This is a genomic window from Thalassovita litoralis (genome assembly GCF_900182725.1).
GTDB lineage: Bacteria > Pseudomonadota > Alphaproteobacteria > Rhodobacterales > Rhodobacteraceae > Thalassobius > Thalassobius litoralis.
Genome location: NZ_FXTO01000003.1, coordinates 69,539 through 81,330, shown reverse-complemented (window position 1 = coordinate 81,330; position 11,792 = coordinate 69,539). Strand labels below are relative to the sequence as shown.

The window sequence follows — 11,792 nt, the reverse complement described above, 5'->3', positions numbered from 1 at the left end:
ATGTTATGAAATCTGTTGTGCTTATGGCGGCGTTGGTGGCCCTGCCGATGGCGGCGGATGCCCGCAATATGGAAGATTTGATGACGGTGAATACCCTGTCGGGCGAACGGCAGGAGTTCGAGGTGTTGAACCATCCGGGGGCTGGGCCTGCAATGTTTTGGTGCGCTGCGGGCGCCTATGCCTTTCACGAACTGGGGCTTGGCCCAAACAAGCGGGTGTATCTGGTACAAGGCCGCGCCCCGTCCGTGACGCGTTCGGGGTGGACGGCTGTGACGTTTACCACCGATCCGACGCATCCGGTTGTTGCACAGTTGCCGGATGGGGGACGGGGTGATTTGGTCTTGTCATTGTCCAAGAAGGGATACGCCCTGTCTGTGGATTCCGCCCGTCAGTATTGTTTTGACGGGCCGGATATCATTCCCTGATCCAGCCCCGAATTTCGGCGTTTCAAAAACAATGCGCGGTTCAAGGGGGAGGGGACCGCACCCGGCCCTTTGCGGCAGGAGAAGGCCAGTGCAAACCACATTTGAAATCGCCACGCAGGGGCAGGGGCTTTATGAATTTACCCGCGATGTGACCCGCTGGTGCGCGGGGACGGGAGGACAGCATGGGCTGCTCACCCTGTTCGTGCGCCATACGTCATGCAGTTTGCTGATACAGGAAAATGCCGACCCCGAGGTGCAAACGGATTTGCGGGCGTTTTTTCATCGCTTGGTGCCGCCCACAACGGATCCGTCCATGTCCTATCTGACCCATACCTATGAGGGGCCGGATGATATGCCCGCCCATATCAAGGCCGCGATGATGCCTGTGTCCCTGTCGATCCCGGTCGCACAGGGGCGGCCTGTTTTGGGGACATGGCAGGGTATTTATCTGTTTGAACACCGCAACCGCCCGCATAGCCGACAGGTCGTCGCGCATTTGGTGTGAAAATCGCGCAATAGACCCTTGGTTTTGCGGTTTCATTTCCCCTCTACCCAAACTCTAGCGGCCCCCCTATAGTGGCTGTGGATAAGTTGGGGCCAAACCCAACACCAAAGAGGCGGTGATGAAAGAGAGGGATCGGCAATGCGTTGCCCGTTTTGCGGAAATATCGACACTCAGGTAAAAGATTCACGACCGGCCGAGGATCACGTTTCGATCCGGCGGCGTCGGTTCTGCCCGGCTTGTGGTGGCCGGTTCACGACCTATGAGCGGGTGCAACTGCGTGATCTGGTGGTGATAAAATCCAACGGTCGGCGCGAAGATTTCGATCGGGATAAGCTGGAACGCTCGATCCGGATTTCCATGCAGAAACGCCCGGTGGAACCGGAACGGATTGATCAGATGATCAGCGGTATTGTCCGGCGGCTGGAAAGCATGGGGGAAACCGACATTCCCAGCAAAACCATCGGGGAAATCGTGATGGAGGCCTTGGCCCGGATCGACACCGTGGCCTATGTGCGGTTTGCCAGCGTTTACAAGAATTTCCAAGCGGCGGGTGATTTCGATAAATTCGTATCGGAATTGCGCCCTCACGTTGCGCCAGAAGAGTGAGCGACGATCTGCGTTACATGCGGCTGGCCCTGTCATTGGGCCGCCGGGGGCAGGGGAATACCTGGCCCAACCCCGCCGTGGGATGCGTCATCGTGAAGGAGGGGCGCATCGTGGGGCGGGGCTGGACTGCGCCGGGCGGACGCCCTCATGCTGAACCGCAGGCCTTGGCGCAGGCCGGGGCCGCAGCACGGGGGGCAACGGCCTATGTGACGTTGGAGCCATGTTCCCACCACGGACAAACCCCACCCTGCGCCGATGCGTTGATTGCGGCGGGTGTGGCCCGTGTGGTGGTGGCTGCGGGCGATAGCGATCCGCGTGTTTCAGGCCGTGGTCTGGCGATGCTGCGCGATGCCGGGATCGTGGTGCAAACGGGCCTATTAGCCGAAGAAGCGGCAAATGATCTGGCTGGATTTTTCCTGAAGACCGAAGAAAGCCGCCCGTGGCTGACGCTGAAACTGGCCAGCAGCTTTGACGGGCGCATTGCCACCGCATCGGGCGAAAGCCAATGGATCACTGCACCGCCCGCCCGCCATCTGGTACAGGCGCAGCGGGCGCGGCATGATGCGGTGATGGTGGGCGCAGGAACAGCGCGGGCCGATGATCCATCGCTGACGGTACGCGATTTTCCCCCGGTGCGGCAGCCGGTACGTGTGGTCGTATCCCGTCATCTGGATTTGCCGCTGATGGGCAATCTGGCCCGCACGGCGCGCGAAATTCCGGTTTGGATCTGTCATGGCCCTAACCCTGACCCGATGTTGCGCGACACGTGGGAAGGGTTGGGCGCGACCCTGCTGGAATGCGATCTGCAAAGCCGACAGATTTGCCCGGCTTCGGTGTTGCGCCGATTGGGGGAACAGGGGCTGACCCGTGTCTTCTGCGAAGGTGGGGGCATGTTGGCGGCGTCTTTGCTAAGCGCCGGATTGGTGGATGAACTGATCGGGTTTACCGCCGGTGTGGCGCTTGGGGCCGAAGGACGGCCCGCGCTGGGGGCTTTGGGTCTGGACCGTCTGGCCGAGGCACCGCGCTTTCAACTGGTTGAAACCCGCGCCATTGGCCCGGATGTGTTCCACCGCTGGACCCGAATATAGAAAGAAAGCCCCCGGTGGTGGCTGGATAGTACCCCATGCGCCGCCCACGTCGGCACATGGTATGACCGCATATTGGCGGCCTGATTGTTATTGGATGGGCGGGGGCATCGCCCCCTTTCCCGTATCAGATCATCAGCTCGATCAGGCTGGGGCCGGGGGTGGCGTTGGCGCGGTTCAACTGATCCACAAAGCTTTCCATATCAGTAGCCTGCGTGGCCGGAACACCGAACCCTTTGGCGATGGCCTGCCAATCCGTTGCTGGACGATCCAGTTCAAACAATTCCTGCGCGGCGGGGCCAAGGTTGGCACCCACGGCGGTCATTTCGCCCTGTAGGATCGCATAGCGGCGGTTGGACAGGATCACGGTGGTGACGTTCAGCCCCTCGCGGGCCTGTGTCCACAGCCCTTGTACGGTGTACAGCGCCGATCCGTCTGCCTGTAATGCCACCACGCGACGACCCGGGCAGGCCACAGCCGCCCCGGTGGCCATCGGAATGCCCAAGCCAATCGCGCCGCCGTTCAGGTGCAGGTAATCATGTGGCTTGGCGGTGCTGAAGGCGGGCAGCAGGGCGCGGCCATAGCTGACGCTTTCATCCACGATAATCGCATTTTCGGGCAGGTTCTGGTTGATCGCCGCACCCAGCAATTCGGGTGTCGGTGCGCCGCTTAGGGTGCCGTGATCCGGGGCGGCGGACAGCGGGGCGGCGTCCTTGGCCTGTACCGCTTGCGCGATGGCGTCCAGCGCGGCCATGTGATCCTGCTCGGGGCGCGTGACCATCAGGCATTCGCAGCCTTCGGGCATGGGGGTGTTGGGCTTGTTTGGATAGGCAAAGAAATTCACCGGCTCGCGCGAACCGATCTGGATGATCTGTTCCACCCCGGCCAGTGCCTTGATCGACAGGTCCACGTTATAGGGGATACGTTCCACCGGAACGCGGCCCAACCCGGCCTGTAGGCGCGGGATTTGCGACAGGGTCATCAGCCGAGCGCCGGTTTTATGGGCGATGCGGCCCGCGATTTCCAACGGGGCTTCGCGCAGGGCACGGTTGGACAGCAGCAACACGGTTTTCTTGCCGTTGGTTAGCATTGCCGCAGCGCGGTCCACAGCCAACCCGGTGGGGCCGGTTGGGGCGGCGGGGGGCAGATAGGCGGCCAGTTCGCCGCCTTCGGTCCATGCCGCATCGGACGGCAGGATCAGGCTGGCAACGCCGGGGCCTTCCAGACTGGCGCGGATGCCTTCCATCGCGTCGGCGGCCACACGGGCGGCGCTGTTGCTGCGGCGGGTCCAGACGGACAGGGTACGCGCCAGCGCCGTGGTGTCGGCGGTCAGGGGCGGGTCCAGATGAACGATCGTGTCGGCCTGATCCCCGATCAGGTTCAGCACGGGCGTATTGGCGCGCCGCGCGTTATGCAGATTGGCCATGCCATTGGTCAGGCCGGGGCCGCAGTGCATCAGGGTAATGGCTGGTTTGTCCATCATCCGGCCATAGCCATCGGCGGCACCTGTCACCACGCCTTCGAACAGGCCCAGCACGCAACGCATACCCGCATGTCGATCCAACGCGGATACAAAGTGCATTTCGCTGGTGCCGGGATTGGCAAAACAAGTATCAATCCCTGCATTCAACAGGCTTTGGACAAGGCTTTCTGCGCCGTTCATGAAAAAACTCCCTCTCGCTTCCGAAAGGGAGTTTGCATGTTTTTGGGCCTAGGCCAAGAGTGTTAGCTGCGGATGCCCGCAAAACGCTGCTGCCAATCCTCGCGCTGTTCATCGGTGATTTTGCCGAACAGCACATCCGGCACGGTGAAGGCATGGCCGGGGGCCAGCGCGGTCAGCGCGGCGGGCACGTCATCGGGCCAATCGCCATTTTCGGTCTGCATCGCGGCCAGCATCGTGGCGCTGGCATCAGGGATAAAGGGCGAGGACAGAACCGCATACAACCGGATCAGGTTCAGGCCCAGACGCACCTGTGCGGCGGCTTGTTCCGGGTCGGTCTTAAAGGTGGACCACGGCGCGGCAGCTTGCAGGTATTCGTTGCCCGCCACCCAGATCGCCCGCAATTCCTGTGCAGCCTTGCGGACTTCTTTTTCTTCCATGAACTGCTGATAGGCGGCGATTTTCGCGGTCAGATCAGCAATCAGGGTTTGTTCGGCGTCACCATAGCTGCCGCCTTCGGGGACGACTTCGCCGAATTTGGAGCGGCAGAACTTGGTGATGCGCGACACGAAATTGCCCAGCACATCGGCCAGATCCTTGTTCACAGACGCCTGGAAATTTTCCCAGGTGAATTCAGCGTCCGAAGATTCCGGCGCGTGCGACAGCAGCCACCAGCGCCAGTAATCGGCGGGCAGGATTTCCAAGGCCTGATCCATGAACACTCCACGCCCGCGCGAGGTGCTGAACTGACCGCCGTCATAATTCAGGTAGTTGAAGGATTTGATGTAATCCACCAGCTTCCACGGCTCGCCCGAACCCAGCATGGTTGTGGGGAACCCCAGCGTGTGAAACGGCACGTTATCTTTACCCATGAACTGCGTATAGGTCACGTCATCGGCGCCCTTGTCGGTGCGCCACCAGCGTTCCCAGTTGTCGCCCTTGCCAGCGTCCACCCATTCCTGTGCGCAGGCAATATATTCGATGGGGGCGTCGAACCACACATAGAACACCTTGCCTTCCATGCCGGGCCAGTCCTGTTCGCCCTTTTTCACCGGAATGCCCCAATCCAGATCACGGGTGATGCCACGATCCTGCAAGCCATCGCCATCGTTCAGCCATTTCTTAGCGATGGATGTCGTCAGTACCGGCCAGTCGGTTTTGCTGTCGATCCATGCCTCAAGCTGGTCTTTCATCTTGGACTGGCACAGGTACAGGTGCTTGGTTTCGCGCATTTCCAGATCGGTCGAGCCGCTGATCGTGGAATGCGGGTTGATCAGGTCCACCGGGTCCAACTGTTTCGTGCAGTTGTCGCACTGGTCGCCACGGGCGCTGTCGAAGCCGCAGTTCGGGCAGGTGCCTTCGATATAGCGGTCCGGCAGGAAACGGCCATCGGCCTTGGAATACATCTGTTTTTCGCTGACTTCGCGGATCAGCCCGTTTTCGGCCAGCTTGCCCGCCAAGTGCTGCGTCAGCCGGTGGTTTTCCGGGCTGGAGGAACGACCGAAATGATCAAAGGACAGGCGGAAACCTTCGGCGATGCGGGCCTGAACCTGATGCATTTCCGCGCAATATTCGGCAACGGGCTGCCCTGCTTTCGCGGCGGCCAGCTCTGCCGGGGTGCCGTGTTCATCGGTGGAACACAGGAACAGCACCTCGTTTCCGCGGGCGCGTTGGTAGCGGGCGAACAGGTCGGCGGGCAATTGGCTGCCCACAAGGTTGCCCAGATGCTTGATCCCGTTGATATAGGGGATTGCCGATGTGATCAGATGCCGTGCCATATACGCGTACCCTTCGTCCGTTTCCCGACCCCTTTAGCGCATGGGGGCCGGGTGTGCCAGCACCCTTAATCGTCACGGCTGCGGCCGATCAGGCGACCAATCAGGAACGAGGTGCGGGGGCTCCAGACATAGCGGGTACGGCGTGGGGCCGGACGGGCGCGCATCCGGATCAGGCCGAACACAATCAGCACCGCATGACCCGCCGCGATCAACACAAACATGGCGGGGGGACCAAAAGCCTCGATCAGCCACGACGCCAAAAGCGGGGCGGCAATGGCCCCCAGCGCGAAATAGAACATCAAGGCCGCAGACAGTTCGACCCGTTCATGGCTTTCGGCGAAATCATGGGCATGGGCGGCGGCAACCGAATAAATGGGGAATGTGGTCAGGCCGAAAAAACCAGCCGTCAGCAGAATGCCTGCGGTAGACAGGTCATGGGTCAGCGCCGTCACGGTACAAGAGATAATTGCCGCAACAGACAGCCAGATCAGCACCCAACGCCGGTCGAATTTATCTGCCAGCCAACCTATCGGATATTGCGCAATCGCCCCACCGGCCACGAATGCGGCCAGAAAATACGCAATCTGATCGGCGGGCAGGCCCACTTTTTGTCCATACACCGGGCCAACCATCCGAAAGGACGCACTGGAAAGCGCCGCCACGATCACCCCGGCAGCCGCCAAAGGGGAGCGACGAACCGGCAGCATCGGGCGCAAACGGGGGGCATCGGGGGTTTCGGGCTGTTCCGCGCGGGTCAGCACCAGCGGAACCAAGGCGGCGCAACACAGAATGGCCAGCAGATTATAAGAAACATAGCTGGCCGGGGCCAAAACAGAGATCAGCATTTGCGACACCAGCGATCCCCCCATATCCACCACGCGGTAAACCCCCATCGCGCGGCCCCGTGTTTCGTTTGTCACCTTGGCCTGCAACCATGCTTCGATGATCGTGTAACACCCGGCCACACACAGCCCGGTCCCCATCCGCATCACGGCCCATGTCAACGGACCAACCAGCATCATATGAGACATCAACCCAATGGTGCCGGCAGCGGTAAAGGCCGCGAAAGCGCGGGAATGTCCAACCGTTCCCATCAGGCGCGGTGCCCACCAGCACCCTACGAAAAACCCCATGAAATGCGCCGACCCCAACAGGCCGATCTGCCCGGTGGAAAACCCAAGCTGCGCCCCCGATAAGGCATCCAGCGGCCCAACCCCACCAGACGAGAGCTGAAGCAGAATCACGGACAGAAACAGGGCGGCAAAAGAGATGATCATGCGCATGATCCCAACCTGCCGTAATCTGCGTACAAGGCAAGCGCTTTCAAAAGGGGGCTTTGCCCCCTCGGGCTGCGCCCTTACCCCCAGAGTATTTCAGATCAGAAAGAAGCAATTTGGTTTCTTTCTGATGAAAAATACTCTGGGGTTTGGGGCCACGCCCCAAGACCTGACGAGGAGGCCGGAGGCCGACGATGCAGGAACATGAGCGCCGTCAGGCGCACAATAGGGTTCATTGCTGGTTTTTTCCTTTTGTCCGGGTATGTTGCGCGACAGATTGCATGACATTTCAATGGGGATAGGACGCATGAAAACGAAACCGCTGGGACGTACCGGGCTGGATGTGACAGAGTTGTGCCTGGGCACCATGACTTTTGGGACGCAGACCTCGGAAACCGTGGCCCATGCGCAATTGAGCATGGCGTTGGCGCGCGGGATCAATTTTGTCGACACGGCAGAGATGTATCCCGTGAACCCGGTTGCGGCTGAAACGATTGGACGAACCGAAGAGATCATCGGCAATTGGAACGCCGCCCACCCTGCGCGGCGCGGCGATTATATTCTGGCGACCAAGCATTCGGGCGAAGGCATGAAACATGCGCGGAATGGGGCGCCTATATCCTCGGCGACGATTCCTGAGGCGATCGAGGGGTCTTTGCGGCGGCTGAAGACTGATTACATCGACCTGTATCAGTTCCATTGGCCCAACCGGGGCAGTTATATGTTCCGCAAGAATTGGGCTTATGATCCGACGGGGCAGGACCGGGGGGCAACACTGGGCCATATGGAAGACGCGTTGGGGGCGCTTCAGCAACAGGTGGACAAAGGCAATATCCGCCATTTTGGCCTGTCCAACGAAAGTGCGTGGGGATGCGCCATGTGGGCGATGACGGCAGAGCGCATGGGCGGGCCGCGTGTGGCGTCGGTTCAGAATGAATATTCACTGCTGTGCCGTCTGTTCGATACGGATATGGCCGAGATGGCCGTGAATGAAGACATTGGCCTGTTGGCATTTTCGCCTTTGGCCGCCGGGTTGCTGACGGGGAAGTATCAGCATGGGGCAGTCCCAGACGGGTCGCGGATGTCCTTGGTGCCTGAATTGGGGGGACGCCGGACGGAACGGGTGTTTCCGGCGGTTGATGCCTATCTGGCGGTGGCGGCGCGGCACGGGCTGGACCCGGTGCATATGGCGCTGGCTTGGTGTGCGGGGCGGCCATTTATGACGTCGGTGATTTTCGGGGCCTCCACGCTGGAGCAGTTGGAGCGCGCTTTGGGGGCGGCGGATTTGACGCTGTCAGAGGAGGTTTTGGCCGAATTGAACGAGGTGCATCGCGCCCATCCGATGCCGTTCTGAACCGTCACAAGTGCCAAGCGATTGCGCCCCCCACTTGGTATGGCGGGGGGCGGTGATTCTCGTATGTTCAGGTTATGCCTGATCGGGGGCGGGTCTTCAAAACCCGTGCCTTTGGTTTCGTGCCGGGCGAGTGGCAGTAGTTAGGCGTTGAGGTCAAAGTAGAAATCGGGCCTATTGCCGACGAGGGGCGCAAACACACGACCGGCGGCAGCACGCTGCGGACCGGCTGGCGCAAGACGGTCAGGCGGAGGCGTGAATGACTTGGGTGTTGATTTCGGTTGTCGCAGCGGCGTTTCAGACGTTGCGGTTTATGTTGCAAAAAATGTTGGCGATGGGAACGCTGTCTGCGGGCGGTGCCACCTTGGCCCGCTTTCTGTATTCGGCGCCTTTTGTCGTTGTGCTGGCGACGGGCTATATTTGGTGGAACGGGCAGGGCTATCCTGATGTCGGGGCGTTGTTTCTGCCCTATGCGCTAAGCGGTGCGCTGGCGCAAATTCTGGCAACGTGGTGCGTGGTGGCCCTATTTGCTGAACGCAATTTCGCGGTCGGGATCACCTTCAAGAAAACCGAGGTGGTGCAAACGGCCCTTGCCGGATTCGTGGTGCTGGGGGATCGGATTTCGCTGGGCGGGTTGGTGGCGATCCTGCTGGGTCTGGTCGGCGTGCTGGTGCTGTCCGACATGAAAAACGTCGGTGGCCGTGGCTGGCGGCGGTTCATGAACAAGGGCGCAGGGCTGGGTCTGCTGTCCGGGGCTTTGTTTGCGGTGTCGGCCGTGGGCTATCGGGGGGCCACGCTGGAGGTGGTTAGCGACGATACGCTGATGCGGTCGCTTGCTTCGATGGTGGTGGTGACATCATCGCAGGCGCTGGGGCTAAGCCTGTGGGTGATCTGGAAAGAACCCGGACAGATGGCCAAGGTTCTGGGATCGTGGCGCAAATCTATCTGGATGGGGATTGCCAGCATGGGCGGGTCGCTGGGCTGGTTTACGGCCTTTGCCCTGATGAATGCGGCCTATGTTTTTGCCGTGGGGCAGGTCGAGGTAATTTTTTCCATAGCCGCGTCGGTTCTGGTCTTCAAAGAGCGGCTGACCCGGCGCGAAAGCGCCGGGATCGCGTTGATCAGTGCGAGCGTCCTGTCATTGGTCCTACTCCTTTAAGGCGCAGGAACAGGTTCTGTTCTTCGTTGTTCTTGAAGAACGGAACCGAATCCGGTGGCGTCAGATCGTGGGCGCGTTTGGCGATTTCCGCCAAAACGACCTCGGTGATAAACGGCAGATCGAATTCGCGCACCTTGGGCAGGGGAATCCATTGCAGGTGCGAAAGCTCGTCACAGGCGGCATCGAAATCATCCAGATCGCTGGCGATTTCATCGGCGTCGATCATGAAAAACCGGGCATCAAACCGGCGGGGGCGGCCCGGCGGGGTGATGGCGCGGAACACGAATTGCAGCGGATGCGCTGCCGGAACGTGGCCCGTGGCGGCGAAGCTTTCCCAATCGGCGGGCGGGGTCATGTCCCATTCGCCTTTTTGCCCAAGGATCAGGCCAGTTTCTTCCCATAATTCGCGGATCGCGGCCACGGACAGCGCATGGGTCAGATCCTGTTCGACATCTTCCAGCAACCGATCACGGCAGATCGGTTGCAACTGTGTGGCCAGCGGAATTGCGGCGTCCTCTTTGTCCACCGCGCCGCCGGGAAAGACGAACTTATTGGGCATGAAAGCAGCGGTCGCGCCGCGCTGGCCCATCAGCACATGCGGATCATTCAAACGATCGCGCAGCACGATGACCGTAGCTGCGTTTCGGATAGCGGTTTTGTCTTGCGTCATGTTTCCTCCCTCGCAGGAGGCTTAATCGGCTTTGCCGAACCCATACATCCGATGCGCCCACTGATACCCGATCATTGCCCCCTTCAACCGAGGGAGAAGGTAAAGCGACAGGGCGACGGTGCCAATAGCGAAGATGGTAAACAGAACCAAAGGTTCCGGGCGCCATGTTTCAAATACCAGCAAAAGCAGCGGGGCCATCAAGTGACCAACGATCAAAATCGTCAAATATGCCGGGCCATCGTCGGCGCGGTGATGGTGAAATTCTTCTTTGCAGACGGGGCAGGATTTGCGCACACCCAGATAGCCCTTGAGCATAGGGCCATTGCCGCAATTGGGGCATTTGCGCTTCCATCCGGTCATGATGGCCGGCCAGGTGGGGCGTTCGTGAACGTGAACGGCGTTGTCAGACATGGTTTCCTCGCGTTTCCATAGACCGGGGAAATTGCGTCAGGAGATCAAGAATAAAAAGCCCGCGCATTGTCCTTGCGTCCCGATGTCGCAAAACCGGGATGCAAGGGGGGGCGATCACAGCACTGTCACGGCTGCGTGATGGGGCGCATTTTTTTCGATGAGGCGCGACGGAACTGCACGACAGGCCCGTTTAGTGATCAGAAAACGGGCTGAATGGCCGGTTTCAAAAGCAAACTGAAAAGCGGAGAACGCAAATGAAACGTGCAATTCTGATCTCGACCGTTGCGGCACTGACCCTGACCGGGGGCGCGGCGCTGGCATTTGGCAAGGACCGCATGGGCGGCCATTTCGGTGGCCCGCGTGGTGAAATGTTCAACTTTGAAGAAATGGATGCCAACGCCGATGGCAAGATCACCAAAGAAGAAATCGCTGCCCATTTCAAAGCCCGCTTCGATGCGGCGGATACTGACAAGGACGGCACCCTGAGCGCCGAAGAAATCGTGGCCCAGCGTCAACAGCAAATGGCGGATCGTATGGCCCGTCAGGCCAAGCACATGATCGTGGATCGCGATGCGAATGACGATGGCAAGCTGAGCCTTGAGGAAATGCAGCCCAAGCAGCAGGGGAAAATGTTCGACCGTCTGGATGCTGACAAGGACGGGGCAATCTCGGCCGAGGAAATGGCCCAGATGCAGAATAAAATGCAAAAGCGCATGGGCGGAAAAGATGACCGCATGGGGCATGGGGATCGCATGATGCGCCACGGTGGTGATGGCCACGGCTGGGGCAAAGGTGAAGGCAAAGGCGATTGCCAGCGTCAGCGCGGCCAGTAATCGGTGACTGTTGGGCGGGGGCGGCGCAGGTC

Annotated in this window: 12 protein-coding genes; 7 read left to right on the top strand and 5 right to left on the bottom strand. The window is 60.2% G+C overall.

The genetic code is table 11. The features are described 5' to 3' along the window. The first annotated feature begins 5 nt into the window (after nt 1-5). The 4 genes from FN828_RS04110 (at nt 6) to ribD (ending at nt 2,624) form a co-directional block, all read left to right on the top strand. Nucleotides 6-425 (top strand): hypothetical protein, encoded by a 420-nt coding sequence (locus FN828_RS04110; RefSeq protein ID WP_142492126.1) that lies wholly within the window; start codon nt 6-8, stop codon nt 423-425. An 88-nt stretch (nt 426-513) separates the two neighbouring features. Continuing rightward, a complete protein-coding gene (locus FN828_RS04105) occupies nt 514-930 on the top strand; it encodes a secondary thiamine-phosphate synthase enzyme YjbQ (protein WP_142492125.1) in 417 nt (138 codons plus the stop codon). 138 nt (nt 931-1,068) lie between these two features. Further along, entirely contained in the window at nt 1,069-1,536 is a 468-nt protein-coding gene (gene nrdR / locus FN828_RS04100) for a transcriptional regulator NrdR (RefSeq protein WP_142492124.1), read from the top strand. Continuing rightward, the gene (gene ribD, locus FN828_RS04095; protein WP_268987196.1) at nt 1,533-2,624 is read left to right on the top strand and encodes a bifunctional diaminohydroxyphosphoribosylaminopyrimidine deaminase/5-amino-6-(5-phosphoribosylamino)uracil reductase RibD; all 1,092 of its coding nucleotides are present in this window, start codon (nt 1,533-1,535) and stop codon (nt 2,622-2,624) included. The genes nrdR and ribD overlap by 4 nt, the downstream gene beginning before the upstream one ends. Before the next feature lie 124 nt (nt 2,625-2,748). Here ribD and FN828_RS04090 read toward each other — a convergent pair whose 3' ends face one another. From FN828_RS04090 to FN828_RS04080, 3 genes are all read right to left on the bottom strand, one after another. After that, the gene (locus FN828_RS04090; RefSeq protein WP_142492123.1) at nt 2,749-4,284 is read right to left on the bottom strand and encodes an acetolactate synthase large subunit; all 1,536 of its coding nucleotides are present in this window, start codon (nt 4,282-4,284) and stop codon (nt 2,749-2,751) included. A gap of 62 nt (nt 4,285-4,346) precedes the next feature. Further along, entirely contained in the window at nt 4,347-6,059 is a 1,713-nt protein-coding gene (gene metG, locus FN828_RS04085) for a methionine--tRNA ligase (protein WP_142492122.1), read from the bottom strand. 65 nt (nt 6,060-6,124) lie between these two features. Continuing rightward, nucleotides 6,125-7,342, bottom strand: a complete 1,218-nt coding sequence (locus FN828_RS04080) for an MFS transporter (protein WP_142492121.1) — start codon at nt 7,340-7,342, stop codon at nt 6,125-6,127. Between the two features lie 301 nt (nt 7,343-7,643). Between FN828_RS04080 and FN828_RS04075 the strand changes: the two genes are divergently transcribed. Further along, entirely contained in the window at nt 7,644-8,690 is a 1,047-nt protein-coding gene (locus FN828_RS04075) for an aldo/keto reductase (protein WP_142492120.1), read from the top strand. A 256-nt stretch (nt 8,691-8,946) separates the two neighbouring features. Then, complete coding sequence (locus tag FN828_RS04070) at nt 8,947-9,846, top strand: EamA family transporter (protein WP_142492119.1); 900 nt, start codon at nt 8,947-8,949, stop codon at nt 9,844-9,846. On the opposite strand, the gene FN828_RS04065 is transcribed toward FN828_RS04070, so the two are convergent. Further along, nucleotides 9,809-10,516: an NUDIX hydrolase gene (locus FN828_RS04065; protein WP_142492118.1), complete on the bottom strand. Its 708-nt coding sequence runs from the start codon at nt 10,514-10,516 to the stop codon at nt 9,809-9,811. The genes FN828_RS04070 and FN828_RS04065 overlap by 38 nt on opposite strands. Before the next feature lie 21 nt (nt 10,517-10,537). Then, nucleotides 10,538-10,927 (bottom strand): DUF983 domain-containing protein, encoded by a 390-nt coding sequence (locus FN828_RS04060; protein WP_142492117.1) that lies wholly within the window; start codon nt 10,925-10,927, stop codon nt 10,538-10,540. A 254-nt stretch (nt 10,928-11,181) separates the two neighbouring features. Here FN828_RS04060 and FN828_RS04055 point away from each other — a divergent pair, with 254 nt between their 5' ends. Further along, on the top strand, nt 11,182-11,760 hold the full coding sequence (locus FN828_RS04055) for an EF-hand domain-containing protein (RefSeq protein WP_142492116.1): 579 nt from the start codon (nt 11,182-11,184) through the stop codon (nt 11,758-11,760). Nucleotides 11,761-11,792: the final 32 nt, after the last annotated feature.

Excerpts from the sequence above, each read along its gene's own strand:
- FN828_RS04070 (WP_142492119.1), top strand. The coding sequence starts at position 8,947 with ATGACTTGGGTGTTGATTTCGGTTGTCGCAGCGGCGTTTCAGACGTTG.
- FN828_RS04075 (WP_142492120.1), top strand. The coding sequence starts at position 7,644 with ATGAAAACGAAACCGCTGGGACGTACCGGGCTGGATGTGACAGAGTTG.
- FN828_RS04055 (WP_142492116.1), top strand. The coding sequence starts at position 11,182 with ATGAAACGTGCAATTCTGATCTCGACCGTTGCGGCACTGACCCTGACC.
- nrdR (WP_142492124.1), top strand. The coding sequence starts at position 1,069 with ATGCGTTGCCCGTTTTGCGGAAATATCGACACTCAGGTAAAAGATTCA.
- FN828_RS04110 (WP_142492126.1), top strand. The coding sequence starts at position 6 with ATGAAATCTGTTGTGCTTATGGCGGCGTTGGTGGCCCTGCCGATGGCG.
- metG (WP_142492122.1), bottom strand. The coding sequence starts at position 6,059 with ATGGCACGGCATCTGATCACATCGGCAATCCCCTATATCAACGGGATC.
- FN828_RS04065 (WP_142492118.1), bottom strand. The coding sequence starts at position 10,516 with ATGACGCAAGACAAAACCGCTATCCGAAACGCAGCTACGGTCATCGTG.
- FN828_RS04090 (WP_142492123.1), bottom strand. The coding sequence starts at position 4,284 with ATGAACGGCGCAGAAAGCCTTGTCCAAAGCCTGTTGAATGCAGGGATT.
- FN828_RS04060 (WP_142492117.1), bottom strand. The coding sequence starts at position 10,927 with ATGTCTGACAACGCCGTTCACGTTCACGAACGCCCCACCTGGCCGGCC.
- FN828_RS04080 (WP_142492121.1), bottom strand. The coding sequence starts at position 7,342 with ATGCGCATGATCATCTCTTTTGCCGCCCTGTTTCTGTCCGTGATTCTG.